The organism is Micromonospora sp. NPDC048868, assembly GCF_043198195.1.
In the GTDB taxonomy this organism is placed as follows: Bacteria; Actinomycetota; Actinomycetes; order Mycobacteriales; family Micromonosporaceae; genus Micromonospora; species Micromonospora reichwaldensis.
Genome location: NZ_JBICUN010000017.1, coordinates 1 through 23,043, shown reverse-complemented (window position 1 = coordinate 23,043; position 23,043 = coordinate 1). Strand labels below are relative to the sequence as shown.

General features: G+C 73.5%; 17 protein-coding genes. 5 read left to right on the top strand and 12 right to left on the bottom strand.

Features of this window, described 5'->3' with window-relative positions; genetic code table 11:
* Positions 1-28 precede the first annotated feature (28 nt).
* The 11 genes from ACGFNF_RS23400 to ACGFNF_RS23350 all read right to left on the bottom strand — a co-directional run bounded on the left by ACGFNF_RS23400 (position 29) and on the right by ACGFNF_RS23350 (position 13,863).
* Positions 29-589 (bottom strand): dihydrofolate reductase family protein, encoded by a 561-nt coding sequence (locus ACGFNF_RS23400; RefSeq protein ID WP_357579518.1) that lies wholly within the window; start codon positions 587-589, stop codon positions 29-31.
* Between the two features lie 112 nt (positions 590-701).
* Positions 702-1,346 (bottom strand): dihydrofolate reductase family protein, encoded by a 645-nt coding sequence (locus ACGFNF_RS23395; protein ID WP_357579517.1) that lies wholly within the window; start codon positions 1,344-1,346, stop codon positions 702-704.
* A 181-nt stretch (positions 1,347-1,527) separates the two neighbouring features.
* Positions 1,528-3,951, bottom strand: coding sequence for a carbohydrate-binding module family 20 domain-containing protein (locus tag ACGFNF_RS23390; protein WP_393170594.1), 2,424 nt, complete (start codon positions 3,949-3,951; stop codon positions 1,528-1,530).
* Positions 3,952-4,222: 271 nt separating this feature from the next.
* Complete coding sequence (locus ACGFNF_RS23385) at positions 4,223-5,152, bottom strand: ROK family protein (RefSeq protein WP_357579515.1); 930 nt, start codon at positions 5,150-5,152, stop codon at positions 4,223-4,225.
* Between the two features lie 40 nt (positions 5,153-5,192).
* Positions 5,193-6,650, bottom strand: coding sequence for a lyase family protein (locus tag ACGFNF_RS23380; protein ID WP_357579514.1), 1,458 nt, complete (start codon positions 6,648-6,650; stop codon positions 5,193-5,195).
* Positions 6,651-6,713: 63 nt separating this feature from the next.
* Positions 6,714-7,667, bottom strand: a complete 954-nt coding sequence (locus ACGFNF_RS23375) for an amidohydrolase family protein (protein ID WP_357579513.1) — start codon at positions 7,665-7,667, stop codon at positions 6,714-6,716.
* Entirely contained in the window at positions 7,664-8,638 is a 975-nt protein-coding gene (locus ACGFNF_RS23370; protein WP_357579512.1) for a creatininase family protein, read from the bottom strand. Before ACGFNF_RS23370 ends, ACGFNF_RS23375 begins: the two co-directional genes overlap by 4 nt.
* Positions 8,635-10,428 (bottom strand): iron ABC transporter permease, encoded by a 1,794-nt coding sequence (locus ACGFNF_RS23365; RefSeq protein WP_357579511.1) that lies wholly within the window; start codon positions 10,426-10,428, stop codon positions 8,635-8,637. The genes ACGFNF_RS23370 and ACGFNF_RS23365 overlap by 4 nt, the downstream gene beginning before the upstream one ends.
* Positions 10,425-11,498 carry an ABC transporter ATP-binding protein gene (locus ACGFNF_RS23360; RefSeq protein WP_357579510.1) on the bottom strand — a complete coding sequence of 358 codons (1,074 nt, stop codon included), beginning with the start codon at positions 11,496-11,498 and terminating at the stop codon, positions 10,425-10,427. The genes ACGFNF_RS23365 and ACGFNF_RS23360 overlap by 4 nt, the downstream gene beginning before the upstream one ends.
* Positions 11,499-11,590: 92 nt before the next feature.
* On the bottom strand, positions 11,591-12,643 hold the full coding sequence (locus ACGFNF_RS23355; protein WP_357579509.1) for an extracellular solute-binding protein: 1,053 nt from the start codon (positions 12,641-12,643) through the stop codon (positions 11,591-11,593).
* A 50-nt stretch (positions 12,644-12,693) separates the two neighbouring features.
* Positions 12,694-13,863, bottom strand: a complete 1,170-nt coding sequence (locus ACGFNF_RS23350) for an ROK family protein (RefSeq protein ID WP_357579508.1) — start codon at positions 13,861-13,863, stop codon at positions 12,694-12,696.
* 417 nt (positions 13,864-14,280) lie between these two features.
* Here ACGFNF_RS23350 and ACGFNF_RS23345 point away from each other — a divergent pair, with 417 nt between their 5' ends.
* On the top strand, positions 14,281-16,968 hold the full coding sequence (locus tag ACGFNF_RS23345) for a sugar-binding protein (protein ID WP_357579507.1): 2,688 nt from the start codon (positions 14,281-14,283) through the stop codon (positions 16,966-16,968).
* Between the two features lie 87 nt (positions 16,969-17,055).
* Here the strand turns inward: ACGFNF_RS23345 and ACGFNF_RS23340 are convergent, their stop codons facing one another.
* The gene (locus tag ACGFNF_RS23340; RefSeq protein ID WP_357579506.1) at positions 17,056-17,817 is read right to left on the bottom strand and encodes a sulfite exporter TauE/SafE family protein; all 762 of its coding nucleotides are present in this window, start codon (positions 17,815-17,817) and stop codon (positions 17,056-17,058) included.
* 193 nt (positions 17,818-18,010) lie between these two features.
* Here ACGFNF_RS23340 and ACGFNF_RS23335 point away from each other — a divergent pair, with 193 nt between their 5' ends.
* The 4 genes from ACGFNF_RS23335 to ACGFNF_RS23320 form a co-directional block, all read left to right on the top strand.
* Positions 18,011-18,382, top strand: a complete 372-nt coding sequence (locus ACGFNF_RS23335) for an SCP2 sterol-binding domain-containing protein (RefSeq protein ID WP_357579505.1) — start codon at positions 18,011-18,013, stop codon at positions 18,380-18,382.
* A complete protein-coding gene (locus tag ACGFNF_RS23330) occupies positions 18,375-20,456 on the top strand; it encodes a glycogen debranching N-terminal domain-containing protein (protein WP_357579504.1) in 2,082 nt (693 codons plus the stop codon). Before ACGFNF_RS23335 ends, ACGFNF_RS23330 begins: the two co-directional genes overlap by 8 nt.
* 11 nt (positions 20,457-20,467) lie before the next feature.
* Positions 20,468-21,070 carry a cysteine hydrolase gene (locus ACGFNF_RS23325; protein WP_357579503.1) on the top strand — a complete coding sequence of 201 codons (603 nt, stop codon included), beginning with the start codon at positions 20,468-20,470 and terminating at the stop codon, positions 21,068-21,070.
* A 153-nt stretch (positions 21,071-21,223) separates the two neighbouring features.
* On the top strand, positions 21,224-23,043 hold a 1,820-nt coding region (locus ACGFNF_RS23320), incomplete at its 3' end, for a non-ribosomal peptide synthetase (RefSeq protein WP_357579502.1).

Below are 23,043 nucleotides of genomic sequence, written 5' to 3'. Positions count from 1 at the left end.
GTGTCGTGGCAGTGCCGGTGACGCCGGGTCAACCGTCCACGCGGTAGCGCGCGAAGATCGTGCCCTGCGAGAAGGTGTGCTGGTCGAGCAGGGTCAGGTTGCGGCGGACCCGGTCGGGGAGGGCGCGCGTGCCACCGCCGACGAGCACCGGGCAGATGACGAGGCAGATCTCGTCGACCAGGCCGGCCCGGTGGGCCTGGGCGGCCAGGTTGGCGCCGCCGATCGCCAGGTCGCGCGTGGCGGACTCCTTGAGGGCGCGGACCGCCTCCGGGTCGAACGTGCGCTCGATGCGGGTGCGGGCGCTGCGCGGCTCCTCCAGCGTGGACGAATACACGATCTTGTCGGCGGAGCGCCAGATCTCGCTGTAGTCGAGGATGTAGTCGGGGTGGCCGGGCTGCTCGTGGGCGGTCTCCCAGTAGGACATCACGTCGTAGAGCCGGCGGCCGTACAGGTGGGTGCCGATGCCCCGGTCCAGGTCGTTGAGGAAGCGGTGCACCTCTTCGACCGGCTCGCTCCAGCCGAACTTGCCGTTCTCGTCGTTGACGTAGCCGTCGAGGGACACGATGTCGGTGTTGATCAGCTTGGCCATCTCTCCGCCTCGTTGTCGGGTCGTCTCGTGCGACCGTTGGCAGCCTGGTGGCCCAGTATGAGACGGGGGCCCGACAATCCGGCGGGCCGTCCGGGCCACCTGTCGGGCGGCTTCAGTCGTCGCGTCCGGCACCGCGCTCGGGCGCGCTCATGTCCCCCGTCGCGGGCGTGCCGTCGGCGAGCCCGTAGCGCAGGTAGACGGTGCCCTTCGGGCCGGCCACCGGCGGTTCGAGCAGGGTGACGTTCGTGGGCACCGCGCCACCGTCGAACACCTTCTTCCCGACGCCGAGCACGATCGGGTGCACCCAGAGGTCGAGACGGTCGAAGAGCTTCTCGCGCAGGAGGGTCTGCACCAGGTTCAGGCTCCCGACGACCTTCACGTGCTCGTGCCGGTCGCGGATCTCGCGCACCGCGCCGGCCAGGTCCGGGCCGAGCTGCGTGGACCCGGCCCACGAGAGGTCGGGCCTGCCGCGGGAGGCCACGTACTTCGGGACCCTGTTGAAGAGCGTGGCGATCTCGTCGTCCTCGCCGCCCTCCTGGTGCGGCCAGTAGGCGGCGAAGATGTCGTACGTCCGCCGGCCGAGCAGGAGGGCGTCGGTGCCCTCGTAGGCGGCAGCGACCTGCGCCCCGGAGGCCGCGTCCAGCAGGGGCGCCTGCCAGCCGCCGAACGGGAACCCCACCGGGTCCTCGTCGGGGCCGCCGGGCGCCTGGGCGACGAGGTCGAGGGTCGCGAACAGTTCGATGTGGATCAGGCCCACGTCCTACCCCCGGTGAGTTGGTGTTCGGTCCGGCACTCGGCACTCACGATAGATCACGCACCGTGTCCGGACGGGTGACCGCGCGCGCTGCGGCGTGCCGAGCGAAGATCTCCCGGACGGCGCGACGCTTGGCCCGGACGACCGGGTGGCCGGCCCCGGCGGGGCCGGCCACCCGGTGGCGTCAGCGCCAGGTGTCGGTGCGGTTGTGGGTGCCGCCCGCCGGGGTGGTGAAGCTCCGGTTGCCGCCGGACTCCCAGGTGACGGAGCCGTCGGCGTTCTTCTTCAGGTACTTGTACTCGACGGCGGTGTTCGGCGGCAGGCTGACGGTGGCCCGCCAGATCGGGTAGTCGGCCGGGGAGAGCGCGACGGCGTTCGCCGGGTTCCAGCCGCCGAGGGCGGGCAGGTTGCCGACGACGTACACCTTCTGGCCGAAGGAGGTGGTGGCGGTGGCGTGGAAGGCGGTGGCGACCGGTCCGGCGGTGTCGCCGCGGAAGGTCTCGGTGACGGTGTGGGTGCCGCCCGCCGGGGTGGTGAGGCTCCGGTTCGCGCCGGACTCCCAGGTGACGACCCCGGCCGCGGTCTTCTTGATGAACTTGTACTCGACGGTGGCGGACCGGGGCAGGTCGACCACGCCGCGGAACACCCCGCCGGTGGCGGGCAGCCGCACCGCGTTCGCCGGCGCCCAGTTGCCCAGCGCCGGTACGCCGCCGACGACGTAGACCTCCTGGCCGGTGGCCACGGTGGCGGTGACGGTGAAGGTCGTGGCGACGGTGTCCCCCACGGGCCCCGGCACGTAGGTGTCGGTCCGGGTCGTCGTACCGCCTGCGGGGGTGGTGAAGGTGCGGCTGGCGGCCTCCTGCTCGACCACGGTGGACCCGCTCTTGACCAGGTACCGGTAGGAGACGGCGGTGGCCGCCGGCAGGTCGACAGTCGTGGTCCACGCGCCGGTGGCGGTGCGGGTGAGCGGCACGGAGCTGGCCGGGTCGCCGTTGCCGAGCGCGGGGGTGTCGCCCACGAGGTGCAGCGTCCGGTCGGCGGGCAGCGCGGCGGTGGTCGTGAACGTGGTGGCGACCTTCGCGGCGGGGCCGCCGCGGGCGTTGGCGTGGATGGCGACGGCGCCGTTGGCGGGGATGGTGACGGTGGCCCGGCCGCCGGTCACGGTGACCGTGGCGCCGGTGCACCCGGCGGTCGAGGCGGCGCCGGAGATGACGTCGCAGTACGCGCCGTCGGCGAGGCCGGTGACGAACTGGGCGGTGCTGGCGGCGGCGGAGTCGTTGATGCCGATCCACCCGCGGTCGCCCCGGTGGAAGCCGATGACGTTGCTGTTGACGACGGTGAAGTCCGAGACGGTCTTGACGTTGCGGGCGGTGTTGGCCCAGCCGACCATGCCCTTGATCCCGGTGGACCGGGTCAGGCAGGTCCAGGCACCGCCGCAGACGGTGTCGGTCACGTGGCCGCTGCCGGTGGCCGGCGGCGACTGGTTGCGGTTCGACCAGGTGAAGCTGTCGTAGACCGAGGGCTTGCCGTGCGGGTACGCCAGCGCGAAGTAGTTGGCCAGGGTGTAGTCGCTGCCGTTCTTGTAGGACAGCACCACCCCGTCGCGTTCGAGGTCGTGGTTGGTGACCATGGCGAAGACGTTGGCGCTGGGCGCGTCGAGGTTCCAGTTGGGAACGTTGGCGAGGTTCGCGATGGAGCCCTGGAAGCTGGAGCGCAGGCCCTTGGCGTACCCGAAGTCGAGCACGTCGCCGTTGCCGATGAACGCCCGCGCCTTGAGCGCGTCGTTGGAGGCGCCGTCGAAGATCTCCTGGGCGACGTACGGGCGCTTGTTCTCCGCGACGGTGTTGTTCAGCTTGCCGAGGATGGCCGCGAAGTCGGCCTTCTTGACGTGCTTGACCGCGTCGACGCGGAACCCGTCCACGCCCAGCCCGATGAGGTCGTTGAGGTACGCGGCGATCTTGTTGCGGACGTGCTCCTTCTCGGTGTACAGGTCCGACAGGGAGAGCAGCTCGCAGCTGGTCACCTGGGACTCGTTGTTCCAGTCGGTGATGCCGCCGGAGGTCGGGCAGTTGTCGCCGGGGTGGTGGAAGTCGCCGTAGCCGTACGGGACCGCCGGGTAGTCGTAGCCGGTGAAGGTCGTGCCGGCGTAGCCGACGGTGCCGGCCGCGTTGTTGACGCCGGCCATGTGGTTGACGACCGCGTCGACGTAGACGCGCACGCCGGCGGCGTGGCACGCGGTGACCATGGCGGCGAACTGCTGGCGGTTGCCGAAGCGGCTCTCCAGCTTGTAGGACACCGGCTGGTACACCTCGTACCAGGGGTGCGCCCCGTCGGCACTGTTGGGCAGGCTCACCGACTCCTGCGGCGGCGCGACCTGGACGGCGCCGTAGCCCGCGGGGCCGAGGTGGTCGGTGCAGGCCGCGGCGACCGAGTTCCAGTTCCACTCCCACAGGTTGGCCGTCACCTCGCTGTCGTTGAGGGCGACGGCGGCGTGGGCGGGCGCGGCGGCGGTCGCCACGAGCGGGGTGGCGCCGGACGCGACGACGGCGGCGGCGAGGAGCAGGCGGGGGATGCGGGCGCGCAGGGGCGGCGGTGTGGATCGTGCCATGACAGGAGGACCTACTTCCGGGGACGAAGAGGCACTGACGAGAAGGGACGGCCGTCGGGTAGCAAAGACAATGCTCGATTGACGGCAGGCCCTGCAATACCTTGCAGCAAACTTCTCGAAATTTCATGGCAACATTGCCGACGGCCCCAACAGGTCTCGTTCATAGCCCCCAAAAGCCACGAAGCCGACGGTCCATGGTGGATCGTCGGCTTCGCACTCTGCAAGTCCTTGCAAGCGCCGGCGTGCTTGACGGCGGCGCCGGCCGGGCCGGTCAGCGGGGGGTCGGCACCGCCTCGCGGGCGAGGATGACGGCGCCGAGCAACGCGGCGTCGTCGGCGAACCGCGACAGCACCACCTCCGGCGGGTACGGCAGGACCGCCGCCATCCGCTCCCCCAGCAGGCCGCGGATCAACGCGTTGCCGGCCACCCCGCCGACCAGCACCACCCGCTGCGGGTCGAGCAGCAGGCAGCAGGTGACCAGGTGCCGGGCCAGCTCGTCGGCGCGGGCGGTCAGCGCGTCCCGGGCCGGGCCGGGCCGCTCGGCGGCGGCGGCCAGCCCCCGCGCCCCGCCCGGCACGCCGAGCGACTCGGCGAGCCGGTCCAGCGCCCGGCCGGAGAAGCCCAGCTCCAGCATCGTGCCCGGCCAGGGGCCACCGGCCACGGCGTACCCGATCTCGCCGGCCGCCCCGTGGTGACCGGCCAGCACCGACCCGCGGACCGTGACCGCCGCCGCCACGCCGGTGCCCAGGCCCACCACCAGACCGGGGTCGGCGTCGCGGAGCGCGCCGAGCCGCAGCTCGGCCAGGGCGGCGGCGTTCAGGTCGTTGTCGACCGCCACTGCCGGCACCGCCAGCCGGTCCCGGACCGCGTCGGCCAGGCGCAGCCCGTCCCAGCCGGGCACGTTCGGCGCCAGGTCGATGCCGTCGGAGCGGACCACGCCGGGCGAGGCGATCCCGGCCGCCGCGACCGGCGCGCCGACCTCCCCCACCAGCTTCGCGGCCAGCTCCAGGGCGCGGTCCAGGGCCTGCGGGGCACCCCGCTCGGCGTACGTCGGCACCCGCTCGCGGGCCAGCAGCCGGCCCTCGCCGTCGGCCACCCCGACCGCCATCTTGGTGCCGCCGAAGTCGATGCCGAGCAGCACGCCCTCGTCGCCGGCCGGCGGCGCGGACTGGGCGGCCCGGCCGGCGAGTCGCACGCTCACCGGACCACCCCCGCCGTCCCGGCCGCCGCGTCGCGGGCCCTCATCGGGCCGCCCCCTGCGCGGCGACCGCATCCAGCGCCTCGTCGGCGGCGGCGAGGCGGTCGCGGACGGCGGCCAGCCGGCCGGCGACGGTGTCGAACGTGCCGCGCAGCACCGCCACCTGGGCGCGCACCGCGTCCGCGCCGGGACCGTCGACCTGGGCGCGGTCGAGCACGAGTTCCGGGCGTACGGCGGCGGCGATCAGGTCGGCGACCGCCGCGTCGGTCAGCCCGTCGGCGATCCCCTCCGCCGCCGCCCGGACGGTCTGCGCGGTCCAGGTGGCCGGGGCCCCGCCCCGCACCAGCCGGCCGACCACCGAGTGGGCGGCCCGGAACGGCACCCCGTGCCGGGTCAGCGCGTCGGCCGCGGCGGTGGTGGTGGCGCCGGAGGCGACGATCTCCTCGGCCGACGGCGGCTCCAGCGGCTCGATCTCGGCGAGGAAGCCGCCGAGCAGGGCGAAGAACCGGTCGGTGCGGTCGTTGCTCTCCCAGAGCCGCACCTGCACGTCGGTGGTGGCGTTGTTGGAGTCCTCCCACCAGGCGGCGCCGACGTTGTTGAGCACGCTGGCGGCGTCGGCGGCGGTGGCGCCGGCCATCGAGACGAGGTGCTCCAGCACCACCGGGTTGCGCTTCTGCGGCATGATGCTGCTGCCCTGGGTGAAGTCGCCGGGCGTGCTCACCCAGCGCCAGCTCAGCCAGTCCATGAGGGTGCGGGCCAGCCGGGCGCCGGTCGCGAGGGCCTGGGCGTTGAGGGTGCCGACCCGCACGAGATGATCGGCGCCGGCCACCGCCTCGTACGAGTTGGTGACCAGGCCGTCGAAGCCGAGCAGCTCGGCCACCCGGGCGGGGGCGATGTCGAGGTCGGTGCCCGCGAAGGCGCAGGAGCCCAGCGGCGAGACGTTGAGCTGGTCGATCAGCTCGGCGTAGGCGACGGCCTCCCCGGCGAGGGCCTCGGCGTAGCCGGCGAGGGCGTGCCCGATGGTGGTGGGCTGCGCCGGCCGGCGGTGGGTGTATCCGGTGATCACCACGTCGGCGTACCGGTGCGCGGAGTCCAGGGCGGTCGCGCCGGCGGCGAGCACCCGGTCGAGGACGCCGAGGAGCTGCTCGCGCAGCAGCATCCGGAACACCCCGGCGTCGAGGTCGTTGCGGCTGCGGGCCATCTGCACGTCGAGCTCGGAGGTGGGGATGCCGCACGCCTGCGCCAGCCGCTTCTCCATCAGGTAGTAGGTGTCCTCGAAGGTGCCGTCGAACTCGGGCGCGCCGGCGGTGTCGGCGCGCAGTTCGGCCAGCCCGCGCAGCAGCCGGGCGCCCCGCTCGGCGGGCACCAGCCCCTGCTCGACCAGCATCACCACGTGGGCCTGGCTGGCCCGCACCATCGCCGGGAAGAGGTACCCGACGTGGTGGTCGTAGGTCGGCCGGAGGTGGTGCCGCTGATAGGTGGTCAGCGCGGGTGTGCTCATGACGGTCTCTACTTCCTTCCGTGCCGGGCGCGGCGGCGCGCGTCGCGTCCGGGCGTCAGCCGGTCAGTCGTCCAGGCCGAGCAGGCGCTCGGCGTTCCCGGCGAAGATCGCGCGTAGGTGGTCGTCGGGCAGCCCCAGCTCGCGGCAGATCCGCAGCTGGTCGTCGAGGTAGCGGGTGACGTACCCGCGCGGGAACCACGACGAGTCGCTGCCGAACACGATCCGGTGCGGGCCGATGGTCTCGTAGCAGCGCCGGAACAGCTCGTCCAGCGTCAGCTTGTACGGCATCCAGCGCACCCACTGGTTAGACCCGGAGGTGTCGACGTGGATGTTCGGGCAGCCCCACGCGGCGAAGAGCAGGTCCTGCACGTGCTGGACGCCGAAGTGCGGCACCACCACGGCCAGCTCGGGGAAGCGGCGGGCCATCCGGGCCAGCTCGTCCGGGCCCCCGTACCGGCCGTGGGACAGGCCGCCGGCGCTGCCGTAGTGTCCGATGTGGATCAGTACCGGGACGCCGAGGCGCTGGGCGGCGCCCCAGAGCGGGTCGAGGGCCTCGTCGTCGAGCGGGCCGCGCAGCAGCGGGGCGAAGAGCTTCAGCCCGCGCAGGCCGCGCTCGGTGACGGCGCGTTCCAGCTCGGCGGCGGCGCCGGCGCCGTACGGGTCGTGGTGGGCGAAGCCGAGCAGCAGGTCGGGGTGGCGGTCCACCACGTCGGCGACGGTGTCGTTGCCGCCGCCGGTGACGAAGACCGCCCGGCGCACGTTCACGGCGCGCAGCTCCTCGGCCCAGCGGTCCGCCTCGTCCTGCCAGCGCTCGGCGGGCGGCTCCGGGTCGGGGAAGCCCCACGCCTGCCGCCACTGCCGCGCGTACGGGGCGGAGCCGGCGGCGCGGACCGCCCGCTCGTGCTCGCCGCCGGGGTGCATGTCGGCGGCGTGCTCGCAGGCCCGGATGGTCTCGTCGGCGCCGATGCGGAAGTGCAGGTGGAAGTCGACGACGTCCAGTCCACGGTCGACGGTCACGGCGCCTCCTCGGGCTCGGGTCCGCCGGCCGGCGCGGCCGGTGGCGCGTCGGCGGCCGGCGGGGCGACGGTGGGCAGCGGGGCCTCGGCGGGCAGCGGGACGTCCGTGGGCAGCGGGGCGTCGGTGGGCGGGGCGGGCGGCGGGGCGGCCACCCAGGCGGCGATCACCTCGCGCAGCCGGGCGCCGGCCAGCTGCCGGACGCGGCGGCCCACCTCCTCGCCGGCCAGCGAGATGTGCCCGGACCAGCCCTGCCACGGGTCGGGCCGGGACTCCACCAGCACGTACGGGTGGGTGACCGGCAGCTTCGGCTTCGGCGGCAGGTCGGCGACCGCGTCGAGGCGGACCGCGCCGGGGTCGAAGCCGAGCACACCGGAGGTCTCGTACGCGCCGCCGTGCCCGCGCGCCGGCAGCGGCCCGTACAGCTCGGCGGTCTCGGCCGGGGTGACCAGCTGGAACCAGTTGACCAGCAGCAGGCTCGCCGTGCGCCGCCCGGAGACCCACTCCATGGCGGCGCGGACGGTCGACATGTTCGCGTCGTGTCCGTTGACGATCAGCAGCCGGGGGAAGCCGGCGGCGACGATCCCCTCGATCACGTCGGCGAGGTAGCCGACCGCGATCTCGGGCCGGATCGACACCGTGCCCGGCCACGGCCGGGTCTGGCCGGGGCAGGCGGCGTACGGCACGGCGGGAAAGAGCACCCCGCGCGGGCCCGCCGGGGTGGCCCGATCGCCGGCCGGAGTCGCGCCGCCGTCGCCGGGCGCCGCCGCGTCGTCGCCGCCGAGGGCGCTCTCGGCGGCGAAGCCCTCGGCGAGGATCAGGTCGGTGCCGAGCGGCAGGTGCGGGCCGTGCCACTCGACCGCGCCGACCGGGAGCACCGCGAAGTCCGCCGCTTCGGCGACCGCCGCCAGTTCCCCGCCGGGGATCCGGGCGGCGGGGACCAGCCCGCCGCCCGCCGGCCAGGCCGCGCTCACGCCGTCCACTTGGCCGCCTCCCGACTCGACCGCCGGCCGCCCTCCAGGCGACCGGAGACCACCATCACCACGAAGATCAGGACAACCTGGAGCATGCCGTACGCGGCGGCGGTGCCGACCTCGAACGAGTACATCCGATTGTTGATCTCCACCGAGATCGGCGCGGTGTCGGAGGTGTAGATCAGCACCGAGGCGACGAACTCGCCGACGCCGTGCACGAAGGCGAGCAGCGCGCCGGCCACCACGCCGGGCAGCATCAACCGCAGGGTGACCGTGCCGAACGCCCGCCACCAGGACGCGCCCAGGTTGCGCGCGGCCTCCTCCAGCGACGGGTCGAGCTGCGCCAGGGCGGCCGAGCTGGACCGGAACACCAGCGGCAGGAACCGCACGAAGTACGCCAGCGGCATGATCCAGAAGGTGCCGATCAGCACCTGGCCGAAGCTGAACGCGTTGCCCGTGCTGAACGCCGAGATCAGGTTGATCGCCACCACCGTGCCGGGCAGCGCCCAGGCCAGCATGACCGCCACGTCCAGCAGTCCCCGGCCGCGGAAGTCCAGCCGGCGCACCGCGTACGCGATGAGCACGCCGACGACGACGCAGGCGACGGTGGCGATGAGGCTCATCTGCAGCGAGTTGAGGATCGGCTGGAACGCCGCCGGGTCGGAGAAGATCGTGACGAAGTTCTGCGTGGTGTACGCCGCCGGGATGACCTCGGTCGTCCAGGAGCCGTCCTCGGAGAACGCGACCAGGGCGATGGTCGCCACCGGCGCGAGCAGGACCGCGGTGGCCAGGACCGAGGCGACCAGGGCGAGCCACTTGCCAAGCGGGTTGGTGATCTCGCGCCGGTGCGCGGCGACGCCCTTGGACTGGGAGCGGTAGCTGCGCCGCCCCTCGTACCAGCGCATGCCGAGCAGGAACAGCACCGAGACCACGCCGAGCACCGAGGCGTACGTGGAGGCCATCGGCAGGTCGCCGTTGGTGCGGTTGATGTAGATCTGCATCGTCATCGTCTGGTCCACCCCGAACAGCAGCGGGGCGGTGTACGACGCCAGCGAGGTCATGAAGACCAGCAGCGAGGCGGAGACCAGCGCCGGGGTGAGCATCGGCAGCAGCACCGTGCGCCACACGCGGACCCGGCCGGCGCCCAGGTTGTACGCCGCCTCCTCCACCGACGGGTCCATGCCCGACAGCGCGGCCGAGGCGGACAGGTAGAAGTACGGGTACATGGTGAACGTGTGCACGACCAGCACGCCGGCGATGCCGCTGAACGGCAGCACCGGGTTCTCGGCGCCGAAGAGCTGCTGGAGGCCGCGCGGCAGGATGCCGGTCTCGCTGTAGAGCAGTTGGAACGAGATCGCCCCGATCAGCGGCGGCAGCGCCGCCGGCACCAGGATGATCGCCTCGATCAGCTTGCGGCCCGGGAAGGAGAAGCGCTTGAGCAGGAAGGCCATCGCCACGCCGACGACGCCGCAGAGCAGCACGCTGGCCGCGGAGATGATCAGCGAGGTGACCAGGGAGGAGCGGGCGACCCCGCCGCCGGTGACGAAGCTGCCGTAGTTCTCCACCCCGTCCACGCCGACGCTCTCGGCGAAGGTGGCGAACATCGGCTGCACCACGTACCCGAAGAGGATCAGGGCGAGCGGGAAGACCAGGACGTACGGGAACCAGCGCGAGCCGGTGCCGCCGGCGAACCGGTCGGCGAACCGGCGACGCGGGCCGCGCGGCGGCGTTGGCTCGCCGGTGATCGGCGCGACGGTCGCCGGGCTGGGGGTGGCGGGGAGGGTGCTCACGGGCGCACCACCCACATCCGCTCCCGGTTCAGCCGCAGCCCGACCTGGTCGCCGGCGGCGATCCCGGCCGGCACGTCGATCGCGGCGACCTGCACGGGCTCGCCGGCCACGTCGACCACGAGGTTGGTCGCCATGCCGGTGAACTCCACCTCGGTGACGCGGCCGGGCAGTGCGCCCGCCTCGGTGGCCGAGGTCAGCCCGATGTGCTCGGGCCGGACGGAGACCGACGCGGTGTCGCCCTGGCGCAGGCCGTGGTCGGTCGGGGCGGGCGCGGCGATCTCGCCGCCGGCGGGCAGGCCCACGGTGACGCTCTGCGCGTCGGCGGCGACCACCGGCAGGGTGAGCACGTTGCTGCGGCCGATGAAGCGGGCCACGAAGCTGGTCGCCGGGCGGTGGTAGATCTCCTGCGGGGCGCCGATCTGCTGCACCCGGCCGGACTGCATGACCGCGATCCGGTCCGACATGGCCATCGCCTCGGCCTGGTCGTGGGTGACGTAGATGGAGGTGGTGCCGGCCTCGCGCTGGATGCGGCGGATCTCGACCCGGGTCTCCTCGCGCAGCTTGGCGTCGAGGTTCGACAGCGGCTCGTCGAGCAGCAGGGTGCGGGGCCGGATCACCAGCGCCCGGGCCAGGGCGACGCGCTGCTGCTGGCCGCCGGAGAGCTCGTCGATGCGCCGGTCGCCGTAGCCGGCGAGGTGCACCTGGCCGAGCGCCTCCTCGACCCGCCGGCGCGCCTCGACCCGCCCGACCTTGCGGATCTTCAGGCCGTACGCGACGTTCTGCGCGACGCTCATGTGCGGGAAGAGGGCGTAGTTCTGGAACACCATGCCGGTGTCGCGCTTGTTCGGCGGCCGGCGGGTGACGTCCTCGGTGCCGAACCGGATCCGGCCGGAGGTGGGGAAGTAGAACCCGGCCACCATGCGCAGGGTGGTGGTCTTGCCGCAGCCGCTCGGGCCGAGCAGCGTGAAGAACTCCCCGGCGGCGATGGTGATGTCGACGTCGTCCACGGCCGCGGTGTCGCCGCCGCGCGCGAAGCGCTTGCTCACCGACTCGAGCGTGACATCGATCATGAGGTCCTCTCCTTCGTGCGGTACCGGACCTGGACGGTCGTCAGGTGGGGGCGCGGGGGCGGGACGGGCCCGCCCCCGAAACGCCCGGGCGGTCAGCCCTTGTTCTTGATCTGGCCGTTCCAGTGGTTGATCCACTCGGTCTCGTTCTTGCCGATGACGTCCCAGTTGACGTCCAGCGGCTTGAGGCCGAGCTGGGCCAGCCACTCCGGCTTCTCGGCGATGTCCACGGCCGGGATCTGGTAGTAGTCCTTGGCCAGGTCGGCGCGGAGCTTGTCGTCGAAGAGGAACTCCATGAACTTCTGGGCGCCGGTCGTGTTGCCGCCCTTGACCGCGGCGATGCCGTCGACCAGCACCGGGGCGCCGGAGGCGGGCATCACGTAGCCGAACGGCATGTTCGACTGGTTGGCCTGGAGCAGGACGTCCTGCAGGTTCCAGGCGCTGAGCACGCCCTGCTGGCGGGAGAGCTTCAGGTAGAGGTCGGTCGGGTTGGCCGCGTACGCGCCGGTGTTGGCGTCGAGCTTCTTGAGCCAGTCGTAGCCGGGCTGCGGGTTGCTGCCGTCCGGGGACTGCCGCATGATCATGGCGGCGTAGATCGACCGCATCGTGCCGGACGCGGCCACGTCCCGGATGATGATCTTGTCCTTCCACTCCGGCTTCAGCAGGTCGTCCCAGTCCTTCGGGGCCTGCTCCGGGGTGAGCGCCTTGTTGTTGTACATGATGACCTCGGGGAGCAGGATCTCCCCGAACCAGCGGCCCTCGGCGTCCTTGTACTTCGGGTCCATCTTGGCGGCGAACGCCGGCTGCCAGGAGGTCAGCAGGTCCTCGCCGGCGCCGGCGGAGAGCCCCTGCTGGGTGCCGCCCCACCAGACGTCGGCCTGCGGGTTGGCCTTCTCGGCGCGGACCCGCTCCAGGATCTCCTGGGCGCCCAGGTTGAGGATCTCGACCTTGCCCTTGTACTCGGGGTACTTGGCGGTGAACTGGTCGACGACGTAGGTGGAGACCTTCTTGTCGCGGGCCGTGTAGATGGTCAGCTTCTCGGCGCTCGCGCCGCCGGCCGCGTCGTCACCACCACCGCCGCCGCCGCAGGCGGTGCCGGCGGCGAGCACGGTGGCGAGCGCACCGGCGAGGAGAAGTCGACGTCTCATGGGGTACCTCCGAGGGGTGTGGGGGGAACTGCGGTGTGCGTGGTGTGTGGTCAAGGAGTCGGCAGCAGGGTCGGCATGCCGGCGGCAGCCGCGGAGAGGGCGTAGCTGACCGCCCCGTGCAGCACCGCCCGGTCGCCGAGCACGGCCCGGCGCACCTCGGTGCTGCTCGGCGCGGCGGCGGTGACCAGCGCCTGGAGCCGGTCGACGGCGGCGTCGTCGAGGTGGGCGGCGGCCCCGCTGAGCAGCACCCGCCCGGGGTCGACGACGCAGACGCAGGAGACGATGAGCCGCGACCAGGCCGCGAGCACGTCGTCCAGGTAGGCGGCGGCCCGGTCGTCGATGGCCGCCAGCGCCACCAGGTCGGCCACGGGCGAATCCGGCCGCCGCCCGGGGGCCAGCGCCACCATCCGCTCGGCGATGGCGTTCTCCGACCAGCGGGCCTCGAACGGACCGATCCCGTCGTGGCCCCGGTCGGTCGGGTCCAGTGGCAGGAAGCCGACCTCGCCGGCGGCCCCGCCGGCGCCCCGGCGGACCTGCCCGTCGAGCACCAGGCCGGCGCCGATGCCGTCGGCCACGTGCAGCAGCAGCAGGTCGGCGACGTCGCTGCCCGCGCCGACGGCGTGCTCGCCGGCCGCCATCAGGTTCACGTCGTTGTCCACCACCACCGGCACCCCGAGCCGCCGCTGCACCGACTCCCCCACCGGCCGGCCCTCGACGAGGCCGACCGAGGGGGCCAGGCGCACGGCGCCGCCGGTGGAGATGCCGGGCGCGGCGATGGCCACCCCGCGCAGCGCCGGCAGCCCGTCGCCGGCGAGTTCGGGCACCGAGCGGCAGATGGTGTCGACGATGTCGCCGGCGAGCCGGACCGCGCGGTGGGCGATGACGGCGCCGTCGCTGTCGGCGATCTCGCAGCTGATCCGGGACGGCTCCAGGGAGACGGCGGCGACCAGCTCGGCCCGGGGGTTGAACTCCAGCATCGCCCGTGGTCGGCCGGTGCGGGAGGTCCCGGTCCCGGGCCCGCGCTCGATGAGGTACCCCTCGGCGATCAGCTCGCGCACGAGCGGGGTGAGCGTGGCGGGGCTCAGCCCGGTGAGCTCGGTCAGCTCGGCGCGGGAGAGCACCCGCACCTGGCGGGCGGTGGAGATCACGGACAACCGCTTGATCTCCTTCGACCGCTCCCGGCTCACCGGGCTCGTTGGTGGCGTCACCACGTCAGTCACACTTCCTTCCTACGGCGAACGAACTATCGAGTCAAGTAACGAAACCGTCTCGTTACCTTGCGGCCTCCTTCTTGAGCAGCAGAAACGCCCTTCCTTGGGCCTCGGGGAGGCCGCCGGACGGGCGCGCTCACCACCCGCAACACCTCGGACGGCGGGGGGTTAGTTTCTTTCGCAAATAAAGAAAGACCTTGCAAAGCATTGACGGGCCCTCGCGCCGGTCCCTAGCGTCACCGGGCGAAGGCCTTCCAGTGTGTACGGACCCCCGTGCCGCTGCGTACCTGAGGTGACGCCGGCGCTCCCTCGTGCCCCGGCGCCCCTGCCCGCCCTCTCACCGTCCGACCGCGACCCCCACGTCGACGCCCCGCGTCCGACGTCGCCGGCCGCTGCCCGGACCTCGCGTCACGCGAAAGGATCCGCATGCGTCTCAAGGCGTTCCTGCTACCCACGGCGCTCGCCCTGGCCCTGTCCGGGACACCGGCCGTGGCCCTCGCCGCACCCACCGACGCCCGGCCGACCGACGCCGTCGACCTGGACGTCCTCTTCGTCAGCGCGCACCCCGACGACGAGGCCGGCAGCCTCGCCACCCTCGGCCAGTGGAAGGAGAAGCACGGCGCCAAGGCCGGCGTCGTCACCATCACCCGCGGCGAGGGCGGCGGCAACGCCGTCGGCCTGGAGGAGGGCCCGCCGCTGGGCATCATCCGCGAGCGCGAGGAACGCACCGCGATCGGCCGCGCCGGGGTGGAGAACCTCTACAACCTCGACCGCGTCGACTTCTGGTACACCGCGTCCGCGCCCCTGTCCGAGCAGATCTGGGGGCACGACGACACCCTCGCCCAGATCGTCCGGGTGATCCGGCAGACCCGGCCCGAGATCGTCATGACGATGAACCCGTCGCCCACGCCCGGCAACCACGGCAACCACCAGCAGGCCGCCCGCTTCGCCGCCGAGGCGTTCCACGCCGCCGCCGACCCGAAGGCGTTCCCGGAGCAGGTCACCAAGGAGGGGCTCAAGCCGTTCCGGGCGGCGAAGTTCCTGCGTACGGGCGGCAGCGGCAGCTCGACGACCGGGCCGCAGTGCGCCACCGGCTTCGTGCCGGCCGTCCCGACCGACCAGGTGTTCGGCGTCTGGGAGGGCGCCCGCAGCGCCGGCGGCAAGACCTGGGCCGAGGTCGAGGTCGACGCCCGCCGGGACTACGTGACCCAGGGCTGGGCCAACACCGCCGCCGCCCCCACCGACCCCGCGAAGATCCGCTGCGACTTCTACACCCTGGTCGACAGCCGCGTCCCGTACGACCCGGCGGACACCTCGCCCGAGGCGATCCTGCGCGGCTCGGTCCTGCCCCCGGCCGCCGGTGGGCTGCCCAAGGGCACCGAGCTCTACCTGACCGCCGACCGGTTCGACCTCGCCCCCGGGCAGAGCGTCGAGGTCACCGCGCACGTGCGGGCGCCCGGCAACCGGGCCCTCACCTCGCCCCGGGTCTCCCTGCGGCTGCCGCAGGGCTGGACCGCCAGCGGCTCCGGTGCGGTGCGCGGCGCCGTACCGGCCGGCAAGGAGCGGACCGTCACCTTCACCGTGACCGTCCCCGCCGGCGCCGACACCAACGAGCAGCACCTCGTCGGCGCGTCCCTCACCACCGGGCAGGGCGCCGGCCGTACGGACCGCGCGGTCCGGGTGGTCGCCGACGTGCGCGGCACCCTGGAGCCGCTGCCCGAGGTGGGGCTGTTCCGCACCTGGGCCGGCGACAGCGGCTACCCGCAGCTGGACACCCTGATCAAGCCGGTGCTGACCCTCGGCTCCGGCAAGAGCCGGACGGTCCGGGTCGACCTGCGCAACCACGGCGAAACCGCTCAGAGTGGCACCGTTGCCCTCGGCCTGCCGGCCGGCTTCACCGCCGACGCGCCGACCAAGAGCTACGCGGCCCTGGCGCCGGGCGCGACCGGGGCGGTCACCTTCACCGTCACCAACAGCGACGCCAGCCTGCCGACCGCCAACGAGGGCGGCGACTACGGCATCACCATCACCACCACCAGCGCCGCCGGCAGCACCGTGGAGACCGGCGCCCTGGAGATCGTGCCGACCAGCGAGGTGCCGCACGCCGGGCACGACCACGCCGTCGACGGGGTGGCCTCCCCGGGCGAGTACCCCGGCGAGGACCTGGACCTGTCCCGCATCTGGGAGGGACAGGCCACCACGCCACAGGACGCCTCGGCCACCGGCCGGATCGCCTTCACCGAGGACGCGCTCGTCGTGTTCGTACAGGTCACCGACGACGTGCTCGGCAAGAAGGTGGTGCCGCAGGACTGCAAGCGGCAGCGGCGCACCGACAGCGTGGAGATCATCGTCGACCCGAAGGGGAACTCGACGGACACCTCCACCGTGTTCAAGGCGGGCATCTTCCCGGTCACCGACGACCCCGCCAACGGCGACCCGCCCTGCTGGCAGCGCGACGCCGACAACCGACAAGGACCGGGCGCCACGACCGCCCCGGGGATGACCGTCGTCAGCAAGGTCACCGCGCCGTACACCGGCTACACCATCGAGGCGCGCATCCCGTTCGCGGTGCTGCCCGACGCCATCGACCCGGCGCGGATGGGCTTCAACGTGCTGGTGTACGACTCGGACACCCAGGACCTCAGCTCCCAGTCCCGGCTGGGCTGGTCCACCTTCACCGGCGTGCGGGCCGACCCGTACCGCTACGGCCTGGTCACCCTGCCCGGCCTCACCCCGGCCCAGCGGCAGCCCAGTGCCCCGGTCTTCCCGGACACCGCCGCCCGCAGCGTGCACAGCCCGCAGACCATCGCGCAGTCGGCGGTGGACGGCGTGGCTCCGGCCGCCGTCACCCGGCTGCCCGAGCGGGCGCTGCGGCTGACCGACCAGCGGCAGGTGGCCGGCGGCGTGCGGGTGACCGTCCGGGCCGACCGCGCCGGCACGGTGTACCTGCACACCTGGGACGGCGACCGGTCGCTCGGTGAGCGTTCGGTGCAGGTGTCCTCCGGCCGGCCGGTGACCGTCGTGGTCCCGGCGACCGGTGGCACGCCCACCTCGGTCCTGGCGGCCTTCGAGGCCGGCGGCGCCGCGCTCGCCCGCCAGGTCCCGCTGGCCTGACCGGTGCGCGACGGGCCCCTGCCATCCGAGCGGACGGCAGGGGCCCGTACCGTCGTCGGGGCCGAGACTCCCCGGCGGCAGCGCGGTCTACAGGACGTTGCGCCTCAGCAGGAACAGCCCGAAGAGCACCCCGAACGCGACGACCACCGCCCTGAGCGGGCCCTCGGGGAGTCTGCGGAGCAATCGGGCGCCGACGTAGCCGCCGACGACGGTCGCCGGGGCGACGACTGCCACCCCCGCCCAGTTGACGGTGCCGAAGAGGACGTAGAGCACCACCGCCGTGAACGAGATGACGGCCGACAGCAGGTTCTTCAGGGCGATCGTCCTGGTGAGCGGCTCGTGCTGGAGGAGCGCCAGGCCGGCGACCAGGACGATGCCGAACCCGGCGCCGACGTAACCGCCGTAGAGGCCGCCCAGGGCGACGGAGAGTTGCAGGGCCGCCGGGTGTGCCCGCCGGTCCCGCAGCGCGGAGCGCCGGACCAGGCCGTCCAGCCAGCCCCGCAGACCGAGGACGGCCGACGCGGCGAGCACCAGGAACGGCACGATCATGTCGAAGACGCGGGTGGGCGTCACCAGCAGCAGCACCGACCCGGCGACGCCGCCGACGACCGCCGCGGGCAGGACGCGTCGTACGTCGCCGCGGGGCGGCAGGTCCCGGTACCCTCCGGCGACGCTCGCCACGTTGCCGGGGAAGACGGCGACGGTGCTGGTCAGCTTGGCGGTGAGCGGCGGGATGCCGGCAGCGATCAGCGCCGAGAAGGCGATCAGGGAACCGCCGCCCGCGACCGCGTTGAAGGCGCCCGTGGCGACACCGGCGGCGACGAGCAGCGTCGCCTGGATGGGATCCATCGGATCCCAGGCTAGTGGCGATGCCCGGCGGCGGGGCGGGTGTCGGCCGGGCCGCCCGGCCCGCAACGCGTGGGACGGTTCGGGGCCGGCCGGCGGTGGGCGCGACCCCCGGTGGGGCCGCGCGAAGTTCACCTTCTCCGGGTGAGGCGGTGGCGACGTTTCCGGGGAATGGTGGCCGGTGAGGAGGGTCGCGATGGCGGATGCCACCGAGGATTTCTTCCACGGCCTCGCGCGCCGTGGGCACGACCGCCGGCTCAGGGCGATCGACGAGGGCAGCGTGCGCTTCGACATCAGCCGTGACGGCCGGACCGCGCACTGGCTGGTCTCCATCGACAAGGGCGACGTCAGGGTCTCCGAGGAGGCGACCGGCGGGGACGCGGTCGTCGAGGCGGACCGGGCGGTGTTCGACCGGATCGCCAGCGGGGAGGCGTACTTCCTGACCACCGTGCTGCGCGGCGAGGCGGCCGTGGCGGGCAGCCCCCGGCTCTTCGCGACCGTCCGGAAGCTCTTTCCGCCGCCGCCCACGTCCCGGGACGCGCGCCGCCGGGGAGGCGGCCATGAGTGACGACCAGGTGGGCATCCTGGACGGCACCACGTTCCTGGTCTGCGACCGGGCCGGCGACATCCTCCCGTCGCCCGACACCCCGCTCGGCCTCTTCGCCCACGACACGCGCCTGCTGTCGAAGTGGGTGCTCACGATCGACGGGGAGCGGTTGAGCACCCTCGCCATCGACGACATCCACTACTTCGAGAACCGGTTCTACCTGGTCCCCGGCCACCAGGACGTCTACGTCAACAGCACGCTCTCCGTGCGGCGGGCACACACGCTCGACGCCGGCCTGCACGAGGAGCTGAGCATCACCAACCATGCCGGCCAGCCGGTCGACCTGACCGTCCGGGTCGAGGTGGACGCCGACTTCGCGGACGTCTTCGAGGTCAAGGACGCGACGGCGCGGAAGAAGGGCCGGCACTACCGGCGCGTCGACGACGGGCGCCTCGTCCTCGGCTACGAGCGGGAACGGTTCCGGCGGGAGACGATCGTCTCCGCGACGACGCCGGCGGAACTGGACGAGGACGGGCTGACGTTCGCGGTCCACCTCGAACCGCACGGCAGGTGGCGGACCAGGCTGACCGCGGAGCCGGACCTGCCGATGCCGCGAGGGCTGGAACGGCTCACGATTCCGGGACGGGCGCGCAGCCGGGACAAGGAGCGCCGGCTCAAGGACTGGCTGGCGGAGGCGCCCCGGCTGGAATCCGGCTTCGAGCCCCTGCGCGGCGCGTACCGGCGCAGCCTGATCGACCTGGCCGCGCTGCGGTTCAGCCCGTTCCTCGCCGAGGACCGGAGCGTGCCGGCCGCCGGCCTGCCCTGGTTCATGAGCCTGTTCGGCCGGGACAGCATCCTCACCAGCCTCCAGGCGCTGCCGTTCGCGCCCGATCTCGCCGCCACCACCCTCAGGGTGCTCGCGCTGCGGCAGGGCAGCCGGGTCGACGACTTCCGGGAGGAGGAGCCCGGCCGGATCCTGCACGAGATGCGGTACGGGGAGATGAGCGTGTTCGAGGAGACGCCGCACACTCCCTACTTCGGCAGTGCCGACGCCACTCCCCTGTTCCTGGTGCTGCTCGACGAGTACGAACGCTGGACCGGCGACGCCGCGCTCGTCCGCTCGGTCGAACAGGAGGCGCGGGCGGCGATCGACTGGATCGACGACTACGCCGACCTGACGGGCAGCGGCTACATCTCCTACGAGCGGCGCAACACCCGCAACGGCCTGGAGAACCAGTGCTGGAAGGACTCCTGGGACGGCATCTCGTACCAGGACGGGCGGCTGCCCGGCTTCCCCCGGGCGACCTGCGAGCTGCAGGGGTACGCGTACGACGCGAAGATGCGCACCGCCCGGCTCGCCCGGACGATCTGGGACGACCCGGCGTACGCGGACCGGCTGGAACGGGACGCCGCCGAGCTCAGGCAGCGCTTCAACCGCGACTTCTGGGTCGCCGACGGGCAGTACATGGCCCTCGCGCTCGACGGTGACGGCCGCCAGGTGGACGCGCTGTCGTCAAACATCGGCCACCTGCTGTGGAGCGGCATCGTCGACGAGCCGAAGGCCGCCGCCCTGGCGCGACACCTGATGTCGCCCGCGCTGTTCAGCGGCTGGGGGGTGCGCACGCTGGCCGAGAGCGCGAGCCGCTACAACCCGATCGGGTACCACGTCGGGACGATCTGGCCGTTCGACAACTCGTTCATCGCCTGGGGCCTGCGCCGCTACGGGTACGCCGACGAGGCGGCCCGGATCGCCGCCGGGATCCTGGACGCGGCGGCCTTCTACGACGGCCGGCTGCCCGAGGCGTTCGCCGGCTACCCCCGGGCCGAGACCAAGTATCCGGTCAACTATCCCACCGCGTGCAGCCCGCAGGCGTGGTCCGCCGGGGCCACCCTGCTGCTGTTGCGCACGATGCTCGGGCTGCAACCGGTCGGCGAAGACCTCGTGATCAGGCCCGCTCTGCCCGCTAGTCTCGACTTCGTGGCGCTGCTGGACATTCCCGGGCGGTGGGGGCGCCTCGACGCGTACGGCAGAGGGCCGGCCGGCGCGGGCGGACGCGGCCACCAGCCGGCGCCGCAGCAGCTCTCCGCCCCGTGACGGGAGGGACGATGCGAGAACTCGACCCGATGCGGACAGCCGTCGTCGGCGTCCACTGGCAGCACGAGGTCGTCAGTCCCGACGGGGTGTTCGGTCCGTTCTTCGCCGCGCAGGTCTCCCGGCACCGCGTCGCCTCGTACGCGGCGCAGGTCGCCGCGGCGGTGCGCGCCAGTGGCGGCCTCGTCATCTACACGCGGGTCGCGCACCGGCCCGGATACCCGGACCTCATCCCCAACACGCCCAGCTTCGCCATGCTCCGGGAGCGGCAGGCCTTCCTCGAGGGCGCGCCCAAGGCCCGGATCGTCGACGAACTCGCGCCGGAGGCCGGCGACGTCGTCATCACCCACGTCCGGCTCACCGGCTTCTTCGGCAGCGAACTCGACACCGTGCTGCGGCGCCGGGGCGTGGACACCGTCCTGTTCACCGGCGTCGCCACCAACCTCTCCGTCACCGGCACCGCGTTCGAGGCGGTCAACCTCGGCTACCGGCCGGTGGTGGTCTCCGACGCGTGCACCGCCGCGACCGACGAGGCGCACCGGGCGAGCCTGGAGACGCTGGGGCAACTCGGCGAGGTGGTCACCACCGCCGAGGCCGTCGACCGCCTGTCGAGGTGAGCAGTCGGGCCGGGCCGCCCGTCGCCCGGCGGCCGCCCCGGCCGGGCCGCTCCGGTGGGCGGCCGGCCAGCCCCGACAACTGCCCGGACAGCCCCTAGCCCGGCCCGTTTGCATTGACGACGGACGTGCCGCGCTGGCAGCATCCGGCGCATCATGATCAAGGAAAGCGGTTGGTCAGCGCCCCCCGTCCCCGCCCGGCCGTCCGGCCAGCCCGCCGGGGGCGAGCCACACCACGCGGACCTCGTCCATGAGGCGATCGGCCGGCATCCCGCCGACGCGGTGGCGCTGGGCACGGACGACGCCCTCGTCACCTACGGGGAGTTGCGCGCACGCAGCAACCGGCTGGCCCGGCACCTGCGGGCCACCGGGGTACGCCGAGGCGACCTCGTCGCCGTCCTGCTGCCCCGCGGTGTCGACGGGATCGTCAGCGTGCTGGCGGCGCTCACCGCCGGCGCGGCGTACCTGCCCATCGACGCGGGCTACCCGCCGCAGCGGGTCCGGCACATGCTCACCGACTCCCGGGCGCGGGTGCTCGTCACCGTACGGTCGCTGGTCCGGCCCGACCTGGTGGTTGCGGGCACCCCGGTCGTCCTGCTCGACGACGACCGGGCCACGCTCGCCGCGTACCCCGACCGCCCGCCGGCCGTGCCGGTCGGCCCGGGTGACCTCGCCTACGTGATCTACACCTCCGGGTCCACCGGCCTGCCGAAGGGGGTCATGGTCGAGCACGGCTCGCTGCGCGGGCTGGCCCGGTGGCGGGCCGACGCGGAGCGCCTCGGTCCCGACGACCGCTGCCTGCACCTGTTCTCCCCCGGCTTCGACGCGTCGGTGTGGGACATCTGGGCGCCGCTGGTGGCCGGCGCCAGCCTCTGGATGCCCGACGACGCGACCCGCGTCGATCCCGACCGGCTGGTGGACTGGCTCGCCGCGCACGCGATCACCTCGGCGACGCTGCCCACCCCGCTCGCCGAGGCCGTGCTGACCCGGCCGACGCCGCCCGACGGGGCACTGCGCATCCTCGGCGCGGGGGGCCAGCAGCTGCTGGCCCGCCCCCGCCCCGAGCACACGTTCACCACCGTCAACCTGTACGGGCCCACCGAGGCCACCGTGCTGGCGATGGCCGGGGAGGTGGCGGTCGAGGGCGACGGCCCGCCGTCGCTCGGGCATCCGGCCGCGGGCGCCACCATCCGGCTGCTCACCGACGACCTGCGTCCGGTGCCCGCCGGCAGCCTGGGCGAGGTGTTCATCGGTGGGCCGGGCGTGGCCCGGGGGTACCACGACCGTCCCGCCCTGACCGCCGAGCGCTTCCCGCCCGACCCGTACGGGCCGCCGGGCAGCCGCCTCTACCGCACCGGCGACCTGGCGCGCCAGCTACCGGACGGCACCTACCACTTCGCCGGCCGGGTCGACGACCAGGTGAAGCTGCACGGCCACCGGATCGAGCTGGGCGAGATCGAGAGCGTGCTGCTGCGTCATCCGGGCGTACGGGCCGCCGCCGTCGGGCTGCACGAGGGCACGGCCGGCCCCCGGCTCGTCGGGTACGTCGTGCCCGAGGCCGGCCCGGACGACGTGGCGCTCGCCGAGCACGCGGCCCGGTACCTGCCGGCGACCATGGTTCCCGCCGCGTGGGTCCGGCTCGCCGCCCTGCCGCTCACGCCGCACGGCAAGCTGGACCGGGCCGCGCTCCCCGCACCGGCGGAGCGGGTCGGCGAGGCGCCCCGCGACGACCTGGAGCGGCGGGTGGCCCAGGTGTGGGCGGAGGTGCTCGGCAGGTCGCCGGGCCGCGACGACAACTTCTTCTCCCTGGGCGGGCACTCGCTGCGGGCAACGATGGTCGCCGTCCGGCTGCGCGAGCGGTTCGGGCTGCCGATCTCCGCCGCGATCGTGTTCGAGGCGCAGACCGTGGCCGCGATGGCCGACCGCCTACGGGACGAAGTGCTGGCCGATCCGACGACCGCCGGCGGCGAGAACGA

Bases quoted from the DNA above. Each gene is read 5' to 3' on its own strand.
- ACGFNF_RS23400 (WP_357579518.1), bottom strand. From the start codon at position 589: ATGGCCAAGCTGATCAACACCGACATCGTGTCCCTCGACGGCTACGTC.
- ACGFNF_RS23390 (WP_393170594.1), bottom strand. From the start codon at position 3,951: ATGGCACGATCCACACCGCCGCCCCTGCGCGCCCGCATCCCCCGCCTG.
- ACGFNF_RS23380 (WP_357579514.1), bottom strand. From the start codon at position 6,650: ATGAGCACACCCGCGCTGACCACCTATCAGCGGCACCACCTCCGGCCG.
- ACGFNF_RS23360 (WP_357579510.1), bottom strand. From the start codon at position 11,498: ATGATCGATGTCACGCTCGAGTCGGTGAGCAAGCGCTTCGCGCGCGGC.
- ACGFNF_RS23355 (WP_357579509.1), bottom strand. From the start codon at position 12,643: ATGAGACGTCGACTTCTCCTCGCCGGTGCGCTCGCCACCGTGCTCGCC.
- ACGFNF_RS23345 (WP_357579507.1), top strand. From the start codon at position 14,281: ATGCGTCTCAAGGCGTTCCTGCTACCCACGGCGCTCGCCCTGGCCCTG.
- ACGFNF_RS23340 (WP_357579506.1), bottom strand. From the start codon at position 17,817: ATGGATCCCATCCAGGCGACGCTGCTCGTCGCCGCCGGTGTCGCCACG.
- ACGFNF_RS23335 (WP_357579505.1), top strand. From the start codon at position 18,011: ATGGCGGATGCCACCGAGGATTTCTTCCACGGCCTCGCGCGCCGTGGG.
- ACGFNF_RS23330 (WP_357579504.1), top strand. From the start codon at position 18,375: ATGAGTGACGACCAGGTGGGCATCCTGGACGGCACCACGTTCCTGGTC.
- ACGFNF_RS23325 (WP_357579503.1), top strand. From the start codon at position 20,468: ATGCGAGAACTCGACCCGATGCGGACAGCCGTCGTCGGCGTCCACTGG.